The 16,601-nt window shown below is 64.1% G+C and carries 13 protein-coding genes and 1 pseudogene; 9 read left to right on the top strand and 5 right to left on the bottom strand.

The genetic code is table 11. The annotated features are described in order from the left end of the window. The 3 genes and pseudogenes from BLR75_RS18020 to BLR75_RS18010 all read left to right on the top strand — a co-directional run. Window positions 1-345 (top strand): annotated as a pseudogene (locus tag BLR75_RS18020) (IS4 family transposase); the annotation flags it as partial. A 99-nt stretch (window positions 346-444) separates the two neighbouring features. Continuing rightward, on the top strand, window positions 445-1,416 hold the full coding sequence (locus BLR75_RS18015) for a GGDEF domain-containing protein (protein ID WP_084311604.1): 972 nt from the start codon (window positions 445-447) through the stop codon (window positions 1,414-1,416). 413 nt (window positions 1,417-1,829) lie between these two features. Continuing rightward, on the top strand, window positions 1,830-3,197 hold the full coding sequence (locus BLR75_RS18010; RefSeq protein ID WP_084311605.1) for an OprD family porin: 1,368 nt from the start codon (window positions 1,830-1,832) through the stop codon (window positions 3,195-3,197). Window positions 3,198-3,342: 145 nt separating this feature from the next. Here the strand turns inward: BLR75_RS18010 and aguA are convergent, their stop codons facing one another. From aguA to BLR75_RS17985, 5 genes are all read right to left on the bottom strand, one after another. Next, window positions 3,343-4,449: an agmatine deiminase gene (gene aguA / locus BLR75_RS18005; RefSeq protein ID WP_084311606.1), complete on the bottom strand. Its 1,107-nt coding sequence runs from the start codon at window positions 4,447-4,449 to the stop codon at window positions 3,343-3,345. Between the two features lie 81 nt (window positions 4,450-4,530). Then, window positions 4,531-5,412, bottom strand: coding sequence for an N-carbamoylputrescine amidase (gene aguB, locus BLR75_RS18000; protein WP_084311607.1), 882 nt, complete (start codon window positions 5,410-5,412; stop codon window positions 4,531-4,533). Between the two features lie 270 nt (window positions 5,413-5,682). Beyond that, window positions 5,683-6,315 carry a TetR/AcrR family transcriptional regulator gene (locus tag BLR75_RS17995; RefSeq protein ID WP_084311608.1) on the bottom strand — a complete coding sequence of 211 codons (633 nt, stop codon included), beginning with the start codon at window positions 6,313-6,315 and terminating at the stop codon, window positions 5,683-5,685. Window positions 6,316-6,378: 63 nt separating this feature from the next. Continuing rightward, window positions 6,379-7,440 (bottom strand): polyamine ABC transporter substrate-binding protein, encoded by a 1,062-nt coding sequence (locus BLR75_RS17990; protein WP_084311609.1) that lies wholly within the window; start codon window positions 7,438-7,440, stop codon window positions 6,379-6,381. Between the two features lie 168 nt (window positions 7,441-7,608). Continuing rightward, a complete protein-coding gene (locus BLR75_RS17985) occupies window positions 7,609-8,985 on the bottom strand; it encodes a glutamine synthetase family protein (RefSeq protein ID WP_084311610.1) in 1,377 nt (458 codons plus the stop codon). Between the two features lie 277 nt (window positions 8,986-9,262). Here BLR75_RS17985 and BLR75_RS17980 point away from each other — a divergent pair, with 277 nt between their 5' ends. From BLR75_RS17980 to BLR75_RS17955, 6 genes are all read left to right on the top strand, one after another. Next, on the top strand, window positions 9,263-10,015 hold the full coding sequence (locus BLR75_RS17980) for a gamma-glutamyl-gamma-aminobutyrate hydrolase family protein (RefSeq protein ID WP_084311611.1): 753 nt from the start codon (window positions 9,263-9,265) through the stop codon (window positions 10,013-10,015). A 41-nt stretch (window positions 10,016-10,056) separates the two neighbouring features. Then, complete coding sequence (locus tag BLR75_RS17975; RefSeq protein WP_084311612.1) at window positions 10,057-11,415, top strand: glutamine synthetase family protein; 1,359 nt, start codon at window positions 10,057-10,059, stop codon at window positions 11,413-11,415. A 58-nt stretch (window positions 11,416-11,473) separates the two neighbouring features. Then, the gene (locus BLR75_RS17970) at window positions 11,474-12,838 is read left to right on the top strand and encodes an aspartate aminotransferase family protein (protein WP_084311613.1); all 1,365 of its coding nucleotides are present in this window, start codon (window positions 11,474-11,476) and stop codon (window positions 12,836-12,838) included. 114 nt (window positions 12,839-12,952) lie between these two features. Continuing rightward, complete coding sequence (locus tag BLR75_RS17965) at window positions 12,953-14,053, top strand: polyamine ABC transporter substrate-binding protein (protein WP_084311614.1); 1,101 nt, start codon at window positions 12,953-12,955, stop codon at window positions 14,051-14,053. A 224-nt stretch (window positions 14,054-14,277) separates the two neighbouring features. Beyond that, on the top strand, window positions 14,278-15,372 hold the full coding sequence (locus BLR75_RS17960) for a polyamine ABC transporter substrate-binding protein (protein WP_084311615.1): 1,095 nt from the start codon (window positions 14,278-14,280) through the stop codon (window positions 15,370-15,372). 67 nt (window positions 15,373-15,439) lie between these two features. Then, complete coding sequence (locus BLR75_RS17955; RefSeq protein WP_084311616.1) at window positions 15,440-16,594, top strand: ABC transporter ATP-binding protein; 1,155 nt, start codon at window positions 15,440-15,442, stop codon at window positions 16,592-16,594. Window positions 16,595-16,601 lie beyond the last annotated feature (7 nt).

The following is a 16,601-nucleotide window of genomic DNA, read 5'->3' as shown; positions in this document are numbered from 1 at the left end:
GCGGTCACCCTGCGCAGCAAGAAGGTCGAGCTTATCTATCAGGAAGTCTGGGGGTTGCTGCTGAGCTACAACGTCATTCGCCGTGAGGCGAGTCAGGCAGCGGTGGCCTTCGGCCGCTCAGTATCCGAGATACGCTTCAAGCCGGTAGCCCACTACATCGCCGTTCAACTGATCGTGATGGCAGCGGCCAATCCGATTTCTGCTACCGGAAGGCGATTGACAGAGTTGCGGGCCGGGATCGGCGGGCTGTTTCTGGATCGCCGTCCAAGGCCTACCAGGCCAAGGACGGTGAAGATCTCAAAGACTCGCTACCCGGTGAACCGCAAGGCCGCTCCGCTTAAGTGAACAGTATTACGCCGTTCGGCGGGCTTTTTGTTTTTCCTGCAACCGTCTATTTAACTAAGGGTCACATCTGCTTTCGATGAAAGATTCAGGAGTGGCGAAATGGACGGACAGGGACGGATCCCCAAGAGCGAAGAGGAGGCTCTGCTGGCGCTGCTGCACAGCCGCGCCGAGGTGGAGCGCCTGAAAGAGCGCGAGCAGCTGTTCAGCACCCTGCTGGCCAGCGTCAATGCGGTGCTCTGGGCCTACGACTGGCAGGCCCGGCGCATGGTCTACGTCAGCCCGGCGTACGAGCATATCTTCGGCCGTTCCGCCGCGCTGCTGCTGGCCGACTTCGACGAGTGGCGCAACTCGGTCTATCCGGACGACCTCGACTACGCCGAGAGTTCGCTGCTGCAGGTGCTGGAAACCGGCGCCGTGGAGCAGCGCGAATACCGCATCATCCGCGCCGACGGCGAGGTGCGCTGGCTCAGCGACAAGTGCTTCGTCGGCCATCACGGCGAGGCGGGACAGCCGCTGATGATCGTCGGCATCGCCGAGGACATCACCGACAAGAAGCACATGGAGAACGAATTGCAGCGGCTGGCGACCACCGACGTGCTGACCCAGAGCAGCAACCGCCGCTACTTCTTCGACAGCGCCGAGCAGGCCTTCAGGGACTGCCAGGCGGCGGGCACCGCGCTGGCCTTCCTGCTGCTGGACGTCGATGACTTCAAGCTGATCAACGACCGCTACGGCCACCAGGTCGGCGACCAGGTGCTGCAGCGCATCGCCCAGTGCGGCGCCTCGGCCCTGCGCCGCGGCGACCTGTTCGGGCGGATCGGCGGCGAGGAGTTCGCCGTGCTGCTCACCGGCTGCGACGAGAACACCGCGCGGCACATCGGCGAACGTCTGCAGCGCGAAGTCCAGCGCCTGCGCTTCTGCGAGACGGGGCAGTACTTCAGCGTATCCATCAGCCAGGGCATGACCCTGCTGCAGCCGGGCGACGAGAACCTTTCCGCCCTCTACAGCCGCGCCGACGCGGCGCTCTACGAGGCCAAACGCACCGGCAAGGACCGTCTGGTGCAGGGCTGACCGGCGATTTCGCCGGGCAGCGGATGCCGGAGATTTCCGGCATCCGCTGCCCGCTTTCCTTCTGGGGATACCTCTTCAGGCAGACAGACCGGGCACCTTGCTCGTGCTAAGATATATTCCCAAAAAGAATTACCTACAAATAATTAATTCTTTTTTGATTTATAAATCTTCTTTTATCTTTGCCGTCAGCTTTTTCGCACGGCCAAGAACCTCAGAAAAACAATGCGATCCGACGCCTATCTGCATCGATAAGCCAGGATCTCCCGCCTGTGCCTGATCACGGTCTGCCGCGATCGAATCACCGTCCGAACACCGTTGCCAGCGACCTGCCAGGGCTCGCGCGGCTGCGTGCGGCCGGCTGAAACGAGCGGAAGGCCAGCCAGCTTCAAGACCACAATGGGGACAACTACAACATGGACATTCGCAGCAAAGCGCAATCCGGCCTTTCTCTCGCCGTGGCCGCCGCGAGCCTCGGCCTCCTGGCCCAGTCGGCCGCCGCCGACGGATTCCTCGAAGACAGCAAGGCCAGCCTGACCTTGCGCAACTTCTACATCAACAGCGACAACCGCAACGGCAGCAACGCCCCGAACAAGCAGGAAGAGTGGGGGCAGGGCTTCCTGCTCAACTACCAGTCCGGCTTCACCGAAGGCACCGTCGGTGTCGGTGTCGACGCGCTGGGCCTGCTCGGCGTGCGTCTCGACAGCGGCAAGGGCACCCACTACAACCCGACCAGCAGCAGCTACTCCGGCACCGTCTTCCCCACCGATGGCGATGGCCGCGCGGTGGATGACTTCTCCAGCCTCGGCCTGACCGCCAAGGCGAAGGTGTCCAGCACCGAGTTCCGCTACGGCACCCTGCAGCCCAAGCTGCCGGTGGTGACCTACAACGACGGCCGCCTGCTGCCGCAGACCTTCGAGGGCGGCCAGGTGACCTCCAGCGAGATCAAGGGCCTGACCCTGATCGGCGGCCAGCTGGAACACGCCAAGGGACGCAGTTCGAGCAACAACGAAGGGCTGTCCATCGCCGGCGCGAACAACGCCCAGACCGGCGAGTTCGTCAACAAGTTCTACTACGCCGGCGGCGACTACAAGCTCACCGGCGACCTGACGCTGCAGTACTACTACGGCAACCTCGAGGACTTCTACAAACAGCACTTCCTCGGCCTGCTGCACAACTGGCAGATCGGCCCGGGCGTGCTGAAGACCGACCTGCGCTACTTCAACAGCCGCAACGACGGCGCCAACGGCCACGACCGGGCCTTCTTCACCACCGGCTACTACGGCAACGGCGTGACCAAGGGCGAAGTGGACAACCAGGCCTACAGCGGCCTGTTCACCTACACCGTCTCGGGCCACAGCTTCGGCGCGGGCTACCAGGTGCTGAACGGCGACAGCGACTTCCCGTTCATCAACAACGGCGACGGCGCCACCGCCTACCTGATCACCGACGTGCAGATCGGCAAGTTCCAGCGTGCCGGCGAGCGCACCTGGCAGGTCCGCTACGGCTACGACTTCGCCAAGCTCGGCCTGCCAGGCCTGACCTTCAGCACCCTCTACTTGCGCGGCGACGACATCAAGACCGGCCGCGGCGACCAGAGCGAGTGGGAACGCGACATCGCCCTGGCCTACGTGGTACCGGACGGCGCCCTCAAGGGCCTGGGCCTGGCCTGGAAGAACGCCTCGCTGCGCAGCGGCCTGCCGGTTTCCGGCACTGGCACCGCGACCCAGCGCGACCAGGACGAGAACCGCCTGATCGTCAGCTACACCATCCCGCTGCTGTAATTCTCCAGCGGCAAGAAAAAACCGCCGAACCCGTGAGGGTCGGCGGTTTTTTCGTTTCGGCGCTGCAGGAGCGAGCTTGCTCGCGAAAGGTTTCCGACAACGGAAGGGCCGGTTCGCGAGCAAGCTCGCTCCTGCACGGCGCAGATCAGTTCTTCTGCGGCGCCGGCTGCTGCTGGGTGATGCAGTGGATGTTGCCGCCGCCGAGAAGGATCTCCCGGCCCGGCACCATCACCACCTCGTGCTGCGGGAACACGCGCTTGAGGATGGCTTCGGCCTCGGCGTCCTTCGGGTCGCCGAAGCTCGGCGCGACGATGCCGCCGTTGACGATCAGGAAGTTGACGTAGGAACCGGCCAGGCGGATCGACGGATCGCGTTCCTGGGTGCCGGCGACCAGGTCGACGCCGGCGCATTCCTCCTCGGTCGCGTGGATCGGCCCGGGGATCGGCATCTTGTGCACCACCAGCTGGCGACCCTTGGCGTCGCGGGCGCTGTCGAGCACGCGCATGGCGGCCTGGCAGCGCGGGTAATTCGGGTCCTGCGGATCGTCGGTCCAGGCCAGCAGCACTTCGCCGGGGCGCACGTAGCAGCAGAAGTTATCCACATGGCCGTCGGTTTCGTCGTTGTACAGGCCGTCCGGCAGCCAGATCACCGTGTCGATGGCCAGGTGCTTGCGCAGGACCTGCTCGATCTGCTCGCGGGAGAGGTGCGGATTGCGGTTGCGGTTGAGCAGGCATTCCTCGGTGGTGATCAGGGTGCCTTCGCCGTCGACGTGGATCGAGCCGCCTTCCAGCACGAAGCCTTCAGTGCGGTAGCGCTGGCAGCGTTCGATCTCGAGGATCTTGCCGGCCACCCGGTCGTCGGTCTGCCACGGCGCGTAGAGGCCGCCGTCGAAGCCGCCCCAGGCGTTGAAGGTCCAGTCCACGCCGCGCACTTCGCCCTTGTCGTCGGTGACGAAGGTCGGGCCGGTGTCGCGCACCCAGGAATCATCGGTGCTGATCTCGACCACGCGGATATTGGCGTCGTCGAGGCGGGCGCGGGCGTTTTCGTATTGCCCGGCGGAAACGCAGACGGTGACCGGCTCGAAGCGCGCGATGGCCTTGGCCACGGCGGTGAAGGCGGCCTGCGCCGGCTTGCCGCCGTGGCGCCAGTTGTCCGGGCGCTCCGGCCAGACCATCCAGGTCTGGGTGTGGGGTTCCCATTCGGCCGGCATGCGGAAGCCGTCGGCGCGCGGGGTGCTGTTGAGAGTGGTCATATGCATGGACTCGCAGGTCTCTGGCAGGAGCCAGGGAACGCCTGGCTCCTGCAGGTCATCCCGCCAACGCGGGACGGGCCGTTATTCGGAGAGGTTCTCGCCGTCGAGGCTGGCGATCGGCCAGTAGAGGTTCGGCCGACGGTCGCGGAATACGCCCCAGGCGGTGCGGATCTTCTCCAGCGCGTCCAGATCGAAGCTGTGCACCAGCACGCCTTCCTCGGTCTCGTCGAGTTCCTCGACCTTCTTGCCGAACTGGTCGGCGATGAAGGAGGAACCGTAGAAGGTGATGTCGTAGCCGTCCTGCTCTTCCTTGCCGATGCGGTTGGAGGCCACCAGCGGCATCAGGTTGGCGCCGGCGTGGCCCTGCTGCACGCGCTGCCAGTGGTCGCGCGAGGTGATGGTCGGGTCATGCGGCTCGCTGCCGATGGCGGTCGGGTAGAAGAGGATTTCCGCGCCCATCAGCGCCATGCTGCGCGCCGTTTCCGGGAACCACTGGTCCCAGCAGATGGCCACTCCGATCTTCGCGTAGCGGGTCTGCCATACCTTGAAACCGGTGTCGCCCGGGTTGAAGTAGTACTTCTCGTGGTAGCCCGGGCCGTCCGGGATGTGGCTCTTGCGGTAGACGCCGAGCAGGCTGCCGTCGGCATCGATGATCGCGATGCTGTTGAAGCGGGCGCGGCCGGCGCGCTCGAAGAAGCTGATCGGCAGCACCACCTTCAGCTCGGCGGCGACCTTCCGGAAGTGCGCGATGGCTTCGTTCTCTTCCACGCTGGTGGCCAGCTGGGTGTAGTCGGCGTTCGGCTTCTGGCAGAAGTAGGGGGTCTCGAACAGTTCCTGGATCAGGATGATCTGCGCACCCTGCGCGGCCGCCTGGCGCACCAGCTTCTCGGCGTTGGCGATGTTGGCGGAGCGATCCCAGGAACAGGCCATCTGGGTGGCTGCGACGGTGACGTTGCGAGTCATTGGAACACCTCATATGCGGACGCGAATCGGCTTTCTGAGCTTGGCAGAGGCCGGTGACAGTTCTGCACGATAGCTTTCGTACAGGATTGTTCAATTTATATCCGATAAAAATCGGCTTTGAAAGCGATTTTTTACGAAGCGCCTCGCTTGACGGATTTTAATCCGGATAAATATCGATTATTGGCTTCAGGCTTCAGGCTTCAGGCTTCAGGCTTCAGGCTTCAGGCTTCAGGCTGGCGGCGAAGTCTGGTCTTGCCCGCCGCCCGCCGCCTAAAGCTGCCTTTTCGGCAGAAACGGCGGCAGATACAGCGCCAGGTAGGCATCGAACACGCGCATGCCTTCCTCCGCCAGGCGTTCGCTGATCAGGCCGTGGCGCTGCACGGAGAGGGCGTAGACGCGATCGCCGAGCTCCATCGCCAGGCTGAACACCTCGATATCCGTGGGCAGCGGCGGCAGCTGGAAGTGGCGGTCGAACAGGGCGCGCATGGATTCGCCGAGCTGCACGTCGTGCTGGCGGTCGGCGAGGGTGACGTCGGCCAGGCCGTGGCTGGCGAGGATCAGCTGGCGGGCGGCGGGGTCGCGGGCGTAGACCGTCAGCATGCGTTCCTCGACGATCCGCGACAGGTCGCGCCAGCTGCGCAGGGCGTCGTGGTCCACCGGTTCGGCCAGGCAGGCGCGGAAGGCGGCGTGGACCTCGCTGGTGAGCCCCTGGAGCAGGGCCGGCACGCTGGGGAAGAAGTGGTACACCGAGGACGGCGGCATTTCCGCGCGTTCGGCCACCACATAGATCGACAGCCCGGCGGCGCCGCTCTCGGCCAGCAGCGCGCGGGCGGCGTCGAGGATGGCGGCGATGCGCGCCTGGCTGCTGGCGCGGGGTTTGCGGGGGCTGGCGGCTTGCTGCATGGCGGTCTCCGGGGTTGAGCCGTTATTGGACGTCAGCCCGGGGCTCCCGGCAAGTCGACGGATTCAGCTGCCGTCGCCGCGCAGCTGGTTCCAGACTTCCTGCAGCACCGGCGCGCTCTTCTCCGGCAGGGTTTCCAGGGCGAACAGGCGGCGCTTGGTGGCCTGGTCCGGGTAGAGGCCCGGCTGGCTGCGCAGCGCCGGATCGAGGAATTCGGCGGCGTCGGCGTTGCCGCTGGGATAGAGCGTCGCCTGGGTGATCCGCGCGGCGACCTGCGGCTGCATCAGGTAGTCGATCAGGCGCAGGGCCAGGTCCGGGCGCGCGGCGCTGGCCGGCAGCACCAGGTTGTCGATGAACAGCACCGAGCCTTCCTCCGGCACCACGAAGCGCACCGGCTGGCCGGCACTGGCGGCGCGCAGGGCGTCGCCGACCCAGGCCATGGCGACGCACAGGTGGCCGCCGTCGAGGTCCTGGATGTAGCGCTCGCTGTCGATGTAGCGCAGGTTGGGGCGCAGCTCGCGAAGGCTTTCCCCGGCGCGGCGCAACTGCGAGGGCGCGCTGCGGGCGAAGTTGCGTCCCTGATAGTTCATCAGCACCGAGAAGGTCTCCTCGGGCGCATCCAGCAGGCTGATGCCGCAGCTCTTCAGGCGCTGGCTCTGCTGCGGGTCGAACAGCAGGCTCCAGCTGTCCGGCAGCGGCCCGCCGAAGGCCCGCTCGGCCTGCGGCTGGTTGATCGCCAGGCCCACGGCGCCCCACAGGTAGGGCACGGCATGGCGGTTGCCGGGGTCGGCCGCGGCCAGCTTGGCGAGCAGTTGCGGGTCCAGGTGGCGGCGGTTGGGCAGGCGGGCGAAGTCCAGCGGCTGCAGCAGCCCGTCCCTGATCAGCCCCGGCAGGTCGTTGTGCGAGGGAACGGCGACGTCGATGCGCTCGCCGCTGCGCAGGGCCTTGTCGAGCTCTTCGGCGGTGCTGTAGGTGTGGTATTCGACGCGGATGCCGGTGTCCTTGCGGAAGTCCTCCAGCACCGTGGGTTCGATGTAGTCGTTCCAGTTGTAGACGCGGATCAGGTCCTCGGCGTGGCCGAGCAGTGGGCAGAGCGCAAGGAACAGCAAGGCGGACAGGCGTGGCATTGGCATTCTCCATATGACAAGGCACAGCATGAAGCGAGGTGTTGCGGGTCTTGCTCTGGTGGCATCCGCAGGCGGATACGAAACGGGGCGAACCCCGATCGTCCGCGCTGGGATCGATCCGGATTCGCCCCGGGAGCGCCGGCGCGGGGCCGGCACGGGAGGCGCGGGTCAGACGGTGTGCAGGTACCAGTTGTACTCGAGGTCGGAGATCGAATACTCGAACTCCTGCATCTCGTGCTCCTTGCACGCGACGAAGATGTCGATGTACTCGGGGCTGATGTACTTGTTCATCACATCGCTGTCGTCCAACTCGCGCAGGGCGTCGCGCAGGTTGTTCGGCAGGCTCTGCTCCAGCTGCTCGTAGGCGTTGCCTTCGATCGGCGCGCCCGGCTCGACCTGGTTGGTCAGGCCGTGATGAATGCCGGCGAGCACCGCCGACAGCAGCAGGTAGGGGTTGGCGTCGGCACCGGCGACGCGATGCTCGATGCGCACCGCTTCCGGCGCGCCGGTGGGTACGCGCAGGGACACGGTGCGGTTGTCCAGGCCCCAGCTCGGTGCGTTCGGCACGAAGAAGGCCGAGCCGAAACGGCGGTACGAGTTGACGTTCGGGCAGAGGAACGCCATCGACGCCGGCAGGGTCTCGAGCACACCGCCGATCGCGTGGCGCAACGCGGCGTTCTGCTCGGGATCCTCGCTGGTGAAGATGTTCCGGCCGTCCTTGTCCAGCAGCGAGACGTGGACGTGCAGACCGTTGCCGGCCTGACCCGGATAGGGCTTGGCCATGAAGGTCGAGTCCATCTCGTGGTCGTAGGCGACGTTCTTGATCAGGCGCTTGAGCAGCACCGCGTAGTCGCAGGCCTTCAGCGCGTCGTCGACGTGGTGCAGGTTGACTTCGAACTGCGCCGGGGCGCTTTCCTTGACGATGGCGTCGGCCGGAATGCCCTGGGCGCGGGCGCCGTCGATGATGTCCTGCAGGCAGTCGGCGTATTCGTCGAGGTCGTCGATGGAATACACCTGCACCGATTGCGGGCGCTTGCCGGAAATCGGCGAACGCGGCGGCTGCGGACGGCCGTTCACGTTCTCCTGGTCGATCAGATAGAACTCCAGCTCGAAGGCCGCGACTATGGTCAGGCCCATGTCGGTGAACTTCTGGATCACCTGGCGCAGCACTTCACGCGGGTCGGCGAAGAACGGCCGGCCTTCCATTTCGTGCATGGTCATCAGCAGTTGCGCGGTCGGGCGCTTCTGCCAGGGTTCCATGGCCAGGGTGTCGGCGATGGGGTAGCAGACGCGATCGGCATCGCCGATGTCCAGGCCCAGGCCGGTGCTCTCGACGGTGGAACCGGTGATGTCGAGGGCGAACAGAGAGGCGGGGAGGTTGATGCCTTTCTCGAATACCTTGGGCAGGTTGGTGCGCTCTATGCGCTTGCCGCGCACCACACCATTCATGTCTGCAATAAGAAGGTCGACGAACTGGACCTCGGGGTGTTCCTTCAGGAACTCGGTCGCTTCGGAGACCGGAACGGCACTCGGGGGTACCGACATGATGTAACACCTTTTTTGTTAAAAATTTCAATCACGCGGGGGCTAGGGTGTGAGTCAATCCGAAAGGCCTGCCATTGTCAATAGCGGCCCCCGGCGCCTCCGTCTGGTGCGAGGTGGCCGTTTTTGGGGCATTTCAGGCCATTTCAGTGACTCCGATCTGCCTGGATGGGAGGGTGTTCAGTGGGTCGTGTTTGATTTTTTACATAGCTATTGTGTAAAAAATTGAACAAAGCTAAGCTCCATCGCAACCCATAACACATACAAATACGGGTGTCCCATGCCTCGCCTGCCGTTGATCGGCGTCAGCGCCTGCACCAAGCAGATCGGTCTCCATCCCTTCCACATTTCCGGCGACAAGTACCTGCGAGCAGTGGTCACCGGAGCGGGTGGTTTTCCGCTGATCATTCCTTCACTGGGCGAACTTCTCGACCAGCAAACCCTGCTCGATACGGTCGACGGTTTGCTGTTCACCGGCTCTCCGTCGAACATCGAGCCTCTTCATTATAGTGGCCCGGCGAGCGAAGCCGGCAGCGAACGTGACCCCGCGCGAGACAGCACTACACTTCCTCTTATACGCGCTGCGGTTGCCGCCGGTATTCCGGTGCTCGGCATCTGCCGTGGGTTCCAGGAAATGAATGTGGCTTTCGGCGGCACCCTGCACCAGAAGGTGCACGAAACCGGAACTTTCATGGACCACCGCGAGCCGGCCGACCAGCCGGTCGAGGTGCAGTACGCCCCCAGCCATGCGGTGCATGTGCAACCGGGCGGGATTCTCGCCGGCATCGGCTTGCCGGAGGAGATTCAGGTCAATTCCATCCATGGCCAGGGCGTTGAACGTCTGGCGCCGGGCCTTCGAGTCGAAGCGCTGGCGCCCGACGGGTTGGTCGAATCCTTCTCGGTCGAAGGTGCCAGGGCCTTCGCTCTCGGCGTGCAGTGGCACCCGGAGTGGCAGGTCGCAACGAACCCCAACTATCTCGCTATCTTCCAGGCTTTCGGCAAGGCCTGCAGCAAGAGGGCGGGGCAACGTTGAGTCCGGCGGTTGGGGCCGGGCTCTCAAACCCTGAGGTCTTTATGACTACCAAGCTAGACCAGCTGACCAGCTGGCTGAAGGAACGCAAGATCACTGAAGTCGAATGCCTGATTTCGGACCTGACCGGGATCGCGCGCGGCAAGATTTCGCCGACCAACAAGTTCCTCAACGAGAAGGGCATGCGTCTGCCGGAAAGCGTCCTGCTGCAGACCGTGACCGGCGACTACGTCGAGGACGACATCTATTACGACCTGCTGGACCCGGCCGACATCGATATGGTCTGCCGCCCGGACGAGAATGCCGTGTTCCTCGTCCCCTGGGCCATCGAGCCCACCGCGATGGTCATCCACGACTCCTTCGACAAGCTCGGCAACCCCATCGAGCTGTCGCCGCGCAACGTCCTCAAGCGCGTGCTCAAGCTGTACGCCGACAAGGGCTGGAAGCCGATCGTGGCGCCGGAGATGGAGTTCTACCTGACCAAGCGCAGCGACGACCCCGACTACCCGCTGCAGGCTCCGGTCGGCCGCTCCGGGCGCCAGGAAACCGGCCGCCAGTCCTTCTCCATCGACGCGGCGAACGAATTCGACCCGCTGTTCGAGGACATGTACGACTGGTGCGAGTCCCAGGGCCTGGACCTGGACACGCTGATCCACGAGGAAGGTACCGCGCAGATGGAGATCAACTTCCGTCACGGCGACGCCCTCGACCTGGCCGACCAGATCCTGGTGTTCAAGCGCACCATGCGCGAGGCCGCGCTCAAGCACAACGTGGCCGCCACCTTCATGGCCAAGCCGATGACCGGCGAGCCGGGCAGCGCCATGCACCTGCACCAGAGCATCGTCGACCTCAAGACCGGCGAGAACATCTTCTCCAATGCCGACGGCAGCATGAGCGAGCTGTTCCTGCACCACGTCGGCGGCCTGCAGAAGTTCATCCCGGAAGCGCTGCCGCTGTTCGCGCCCAACGTCAACTCGTTCCGCCGCTTCCTGCCGGATACCTCCGCGCCGGTGAACGTCGAGTGGGGCGAGGAGAACCGCACCGTCGGCCTGCGCGTGCCGGATTCCGATCCGCAGAACCGCCGGGTGGAGAACCGCCTGGCCGGCGCCGACGCCAACCCCTACCTGGCCCTGGCCGCCAGCCTGCTGTGCGGCTACATCGGCATGGTCGAGGGCATCGAGCCCAGCGCCCAGGTCAAGGGGCGCGGCTACGAGCGGCGTAACCTGCGCCTGCCGCTGACCATCGAGGCGGCGCTGGAACGCATGGAAAACAGCTCGGCGCTGGAGCAGTACCTGGGCGCCAAGTTCATCCGCGGCTACGTCGCGGTGAAGCGTGCCGAGCACGAGAACTACAAGCGGGTGATCAGTTCCTGGGAACGCGAGTTCCTCCTGCTGTCCGTTTGATCGTTGCGGGGCCGGCCCGGACGGCCGGCTTCCCGTCGTAATAGAGAGAGGTTGGAAAATGACTAAAGAGATCAGCGCCCAGACCCAGCATTGGCAGGCGCTCAGCCGTGAACACCACCTGGCACCGTTCACCGACTACAAGCAACTGAATGCCAAGGGCGCGCGGATCATCACCAAGGCCGAAGGCGTGTACCTGTGGGACAGCGAGGGCAACAAGATCCTCGACGGCATGGCCGGTCTCTGGTGCGTCAACGTCGGCTACGGCCGCAAGGAGCTGGCTGAAGCCGCCTACAAGCAGATGCAGGAGCTGCCCTACTACAACCTGTTCTTCCAGACCGCCCACCCGCCGGCACTGGAACTGGCCAAGGCGATCGCCGACATCGCGCCGGAAGGCATGAACCACGTGTTCTTCACCGGTTCCGGCTCGGAGTCCAACGACACCGTGCTGCGCATGGTCCGCCACTACTGGGCGATCAAGGGCCAGCCGCAGAAGAAGGTGGTGATCGGCCGCTGGAACGGCTACCACGGCTCCACCGTCGCCGGCGTCAGCCTCGGCGGCATGAAGGCGCTGCACGAGCAGGGCGACCTGCCGATCCCGGGCATCGAACACATCGCCCAGCCGTACTGGTTCGGCGAGGGCGGCGACATGGACCCGGAAGAGTTCGGCGTATGGGCGGCCGAGCAGCTGGAGAAGAAGATTCTCGAAGTCGGCGAGGACAAGGTCGCGGCCTTCATCGCCGAGCCGATCCAGGGCGCGGGCGGCGTGATCGTTCCGCCGGAAAGCTACTGGCCGAAGATCCGCGAGATCCTCGCCAGATACGACATCCTGTTCATCGCCGACGAAGTCATCTGCGGCTTCGGCCGTACCGGCGAGTGGTTCGGCAGCCAGTACTACGGCAACGCCCCGGACCTGATGCCGATCGCCAAGGGCCTGACTTCGGGGTACATCCCCATGGGTGGGGTGATCGTCCGCGACGAGATCGTCGAGACCCTCAACGAAGGCGGCGAGTTCTACCACGGCTTCACCTACTCCGGGCACCCGGTGGCGGCGGCGGTGGCGCTGGAGAACATCCGCATCCTGCGCGAAGAGAAGATCGTCGAGAAGGTGAAGAACGAAACGGCACCCTATTTGCAGCAGCGCTGGCAGGAGCTGGCCGATCACCCGCTGGTTGGCGAGGCGCGCGGCGTCGGCCTGGTGGCCGCGCTGGAGCTGGTCAAGAACAAGAAGACCCGCGAGCGCTTCGAGGGCGGTATCGGGATGCTGTGCCGCGAGCACTGCTTCCGTAACGGACTGATCATGCGTGCGGTTGGCGACACCATGATCATTTCGCCGCCGCTGGTGATCGAGAAGGCACAGATCGACGATCTGATCACTCTGGCGCGCAAGTGCCTCGATCAAACCGCCGCCGCTGTTCTGTCTTGAGTCCCTGACGGGACCTTGCCAGACTGCGCCTGTGCGTTGGCCAGGCTCACCGGGGGGTGACGTCGGACGGCGGCGCCACCCGGAAACAACAGAAAAACAAATGGAGCTACCCGCATGTTGAAAACCTTTGGCAAGACCCTGCTCGCCGTGACTCTGGCGGGCACTGTGGCCGGCATGGCGCAGGCTGACGACAAGGTGGTGCACGTCTACAACTGGTCCGACTACATCGCGCCGGATACCGTGGACAAGTTCACCAAGCAGACCGGCATCAAGGTCGTCTACGACGTCTATGACAGCAACGAAGTGCTGGAAGCCAAGCTGCTGGCCGGCAAGTCCGGCTACGACATCGTGGTTCCGTCCAACTCCTTCCTCGCCAAGCAGATCAAGGCCGGCGTCTACCAGCCGCTGGATCGCTCCAAGCTGCCGAACTGGAAGAACCTCAACCCGGACCTGATGAAGACCCTGGAAATCAGCGACCCGGGCAACAAGTACGCGATTCCCTACATGTGGGGCACCATCGGCATCGGCTACAACCCGGACAAGGTCAAGGCCGCCTTCGGCGACAACGCCCCGGTGGATTCCTGGGACCTGGTGTTCAAGCCGGAAAACATCGAGAAGCTGAAGCAGTGCGGCGTGAGCTTCCTCGACTCGCCGACCGAAATGCTCCCGGCGGCCCTGCACTACCTGGGCTACAAGCCGGACAGCAACGATCCGAAGGAACTCAAGGAAGCGGAAGAGCTGTTCCTGAAGATCCGCCCGTACGTCAGCTACTTCCACTCCTCCAAGTACATCTCGGACATCGCCAACGGCAACATCTGCGTCGCCATCGGCTATTCAGGCGACGTCTACCAGGCCAAGTCCCGTGCCGAGGAAGCGAAGAACAACGTGACCGTGAAGTACAACATTCCGAAGGAAGGCGCAGGCACCTTCTTCGACATGGTCGCGATCCCGAAAGACGCGGAAAACCCGGAAGCCGCCTACAAGTGGATCGACTTCCTGATGCAGCCCGAGGTCATGGCCGAGATCACCAACGTCGTGCAGTTCCCGAACGGCAACCTCGCTGCCACGCCGATGGTCGACGAGGCGATCCGCACCGACCCGGGCATCTACCCGACCGAAGAGGTGATGAAGAAGCTGTACGCCTTCCCGGACCTGCCGGCGAAGACCCAGCGCACCATGACCCGCAGCTGGACCAAGATCAAATCCGGCAAGTGACGGGCTGGCCGCTGCCGCCTTCCCGGGCGGCAGCGCATGCGTCAGGCAGGCGGGGCGTCGTGCGCCGCCTGCCCGGCGCCCTGTACGGGATAAGGCTGCACAGGTCGTGACGCTCTCGTTGCGCACCAGGTTCAGATGGCTGCGGCGCTATCCACGGATTGGTTCAACAGGCTGCATCGATACGTAACCGAGAGAAAGAATTAAAACAACGAGAGGACTGACGTGTGCGCATTTCCTTCAGCAAAACCCTGATCTCCGCGACCGTCGCGTTCGGTCTGGCTGCAACTGCGCAGGCTGCCGGCACGGTGCACATCTACAACTGGTCCGACTACATCGGCGAGACCACGCTGGACGATTTCCAGAAGGAAACCGGCATCAAGCCGGTGTATGACGTCTTCGATTCCAACGAGACCCTCGAAGGCAAGCTGCTGGCGGGGCGCACCGGCTACGACGTGGTGGTGCCGTCCAACCACTTCCTCGGCCGCCAGATCAAGGCCGGCGCGTTCCAGAAACTGGACCGCAGCCAGCTGCCCAACTGGTCGAACCTCGATGCGCACCTGATGAAGCAGCTCGAGGCCAACGACCCGGGCAACCAGTACGGCGTGCCCTACCTGTGGGGCACCAACGGCATCGGCTACAACGTCGAGAAGGTCAAGGCCGTGCTCGGCGTCGACAGCATCGACTCCTGGAGCGTGCTGTTCGAGCCGGAGAACATGAAGAAGCTCAGCCAGTGCGGCGTCAGCTTCCTCGATTCCGGCGACGAGATGATGCCGGCGGTGCTGCAGTACCTGGGCCTGGACCCGAACAGCAGCAACCCGGACGACTACAAGAAGGTGGAAGAGAAGCTGCTGGCGGTGCGCCCGTACGTCACCTATTTCCACTCGTCCAAGTACATATCCGACCTGGCGAACGGCAACATCTGCGTCGCCGCCGGCTTCTCCGGCGACATTCTCCAGGCGGCCACCCGTGCCGAAGAGGCCGGCAAGGGCGTGAAGATCGCCTATGCGATCCCGAAGGAAGGCTCCAACCTCTGGTTCGACATCCTCGCCATCCCGAAGGATGCGGAGAATCCCAAGGAAGCCCATGCCTTCATCAATTACCTGCTCAAGCCCGAAGTGATCGCCAAGGTCAGCGATTACGTCGGTTACGCCAACCCGAACTCCAAGGCTGGCGAATTCATGGATGAAGAAGTGCGCAACAATCCCGAGGTCTACCCGCCTCAGGAGGTGCTCGACAAGCTCTTCGTGTCGCACGAACTGCCACCGAAGATCCTGCGCCTGATGACCCGTTCCTGGACCAAGATCAAGTCCGGAAAGTAATCCGCTTCAGATATCCAAGCGTGCCCGGCCGCAGGGGCCGGGCTTCAATGAGTTGGGAGTTGTGGTAATGGCAATAGCCTCCGGTGCCTACAAGAAAGCCCTCGCGGGCGACCAGCAACCCAAAGAGGTGTTGGTAAAAATCGACCGGGTCAGCAAGCAGTTCGATGAGACGCTCGCGGTGGACACCGTTTCCCTGAACATCAAGAAGGGCGAGATCTTCGCCCTGCTCGGTGGATCGGGCTCGGGAAAGTCGACCCTGTTGCGCATGCTGGCCGGTTTCGAACGCCCCACCGAGGGCCGCATCTACCTGGATGGCCAGGACATCACCGATCTGCCGCCCTACGAGCGCCCGATCAACATGATGTTCCAGTCCTACGCGCTGTTCCCGCACATGAGTGTCGCGCAGAACATCGCCTTCGGCCTCAAGCAGGACGGCCTGCCAAGGGACGAGATCGACGCCCGCGTCGCCGAAATGCTCAAGCTGGTGCAGATGAGCCAGTACGCCAAGCGCAAGCCGCACCAGTTGTCCGGTGGTCAGCGCCAGCGCGTGGCCCTGGCGCGCTCTCTGGCGAAAAGCCCGAAGCTGCTGTTGCTCGATGAGCCGATGGGTGCGCTGGACAAGAAGCTGCGTTCGCAGATGCAACTGGAACTGGTGGAGATCATCGAGCGCGTGGGCGTGACCTGCGTGATGGTGACCCACGACCAGGAAGAGGCCATGACCATGGCCCAGCGCATCGCCATCATGCATCTCGGCTGCATCGAGCAGATCGGCAGCCCGATGGACATCTACGAGACCCCGGCCAGCCGCCTGGTCTGCGAGTTCATCGGCAACGTCAACCTGTTCGACGGCCAACTGGTCAAGGACGTCGAGGACCACGCGGTCATCGCCTGCCCTACCCTGGAAAACCCGATCTACATCGGCCACGGCATCAGCACCCGCGCCGAAGACAAGCGCATTACCTACGCGCTGCGTCCGGAGAAGGTCCAGATCACCACCGGCAAGCCCGAAGACCTCGAGCATCCCGAGTTCAACTGGGCCCAGGGCACCGTGTATGACATCGCCTATCTCGGCGGCCACTCGGTGTACTACATCAAGCTGGGCTCGGGGATGGTCGTGCAGGCCTTCATGGCCAACGCCGAGCGCCACGTCAAGCGCCCGACCTGGGACCAGCCGGTGTACATCAGCTGGTACGACGACGCGGGAGTGGTACTGCAATCATGAAGCTCTC

Source organism: Pseudomonas jinjuensis (assembly GCF_900103845.1).
Classification (GTDB): Bacteria; Pseudomonadota; Gammaproteobacteria; order Pseudomonadales; family Pseudomonadaceae; genus Pseudomonas; species Pseudomonas jinjuensis.
Note: the sequence above shows the minus strand (reverse complement) of the source record. Positions and strands in the feature narration are given on the sequence as shown.

What these genes read in the sequence shown, in the direction of transcription:
- aguA (WP_084311606.1), bottom strand. Translation starts at nt 4,449, where the DNA reads ATGACCACTCTCAACAGCACCCCGCGCGCCGACGGCTTCCGCATGCCG.
- BLR75_RS17965 (WP_084311614.1), top strand. Translation starts at nt 12,953, where the DNA reads ATGTTGAAAACCTTTGGCAAGACCCTGCTCGCCGTGACTCTGGCGGGC.
- BLR75_RS17990 (WP_084311609.1), bottom strand. Translation starts at nt 7,440, where the DNA reads ATGCCACGCCTGTCCGCCTTGCTGTTCCTTGCGCTCTGCCCACTGCTC.
- BLR75_RS17995 (WP_084311608.1), bottom strand. Translation starts at nt 6,315, where the DNA reads ATGCAGCAAGCCGCCAGCCCCCGCAAACCCCGCGCCAGCAGCCAGGCG.
- aguB (WP_084311607.1), bottom strand. Translation starts at nt 5,412, where the DNA reads ATGACTCGCAACGTCACCGTCGCAGCCACCCAGATGGCCTGTTCCTGG.
- BLR75_RS18015 (WP_084311604.1), top strand. Translation starts at nt 445, where the DNA reads ATGGACGGACAGGGACGGATCCCCAAGAGCGAAGAGGAGGCTCTGCTG.
- BLR75_RS17955 (WP_084311616.1), top strand. Translation starts at nt 15,440, where the DNA reads ATGGCAATAGCCTCCGGTGCCTACAAGAAAGCCCTCGCGGGCGACCAG.
- BLR75_RS18010 (WP_084311605.1), top strand. Translation starts at nt 1,830, where the DNA reads ATGGACATTCGCAGCAAAGCGCAATCCGGCCTTTCTCTCGCCGTGGCC.
- BLR75_RS17980 (WP_084311611.1), top strand. Translation starts at nt 9,263, where the DNA reads ATGCCTCGCCTGCCGTTGATCGGCGTCAGCGCCTGCACCAAGCAGATC.
- BLR75_RS17985 (WP_084311610.1), bottom strand. Translation starts at nt 8,985, where the DNA reads ATGTCGGTACCCCCGAGTGCCGTTCCGGTCTCCGAAGCGACCGAGTTC.
- BLR75_RS17970 (WP_084311613.1), top strand. Translation starts at nt 11,474, where the DNA reads ATGACTAAAGAGATCAGCGCCCAGACCCAGCATTGGCAGGCGCTCAGC.
- BLR75_RS17975 (WP_084311612.1), top strand. Translation starts at nt 10,057, where the DNA reads ATGACTACCAAGCTAGACCAGCTGACCAGCTGGCTGAAGGAACGCAAG.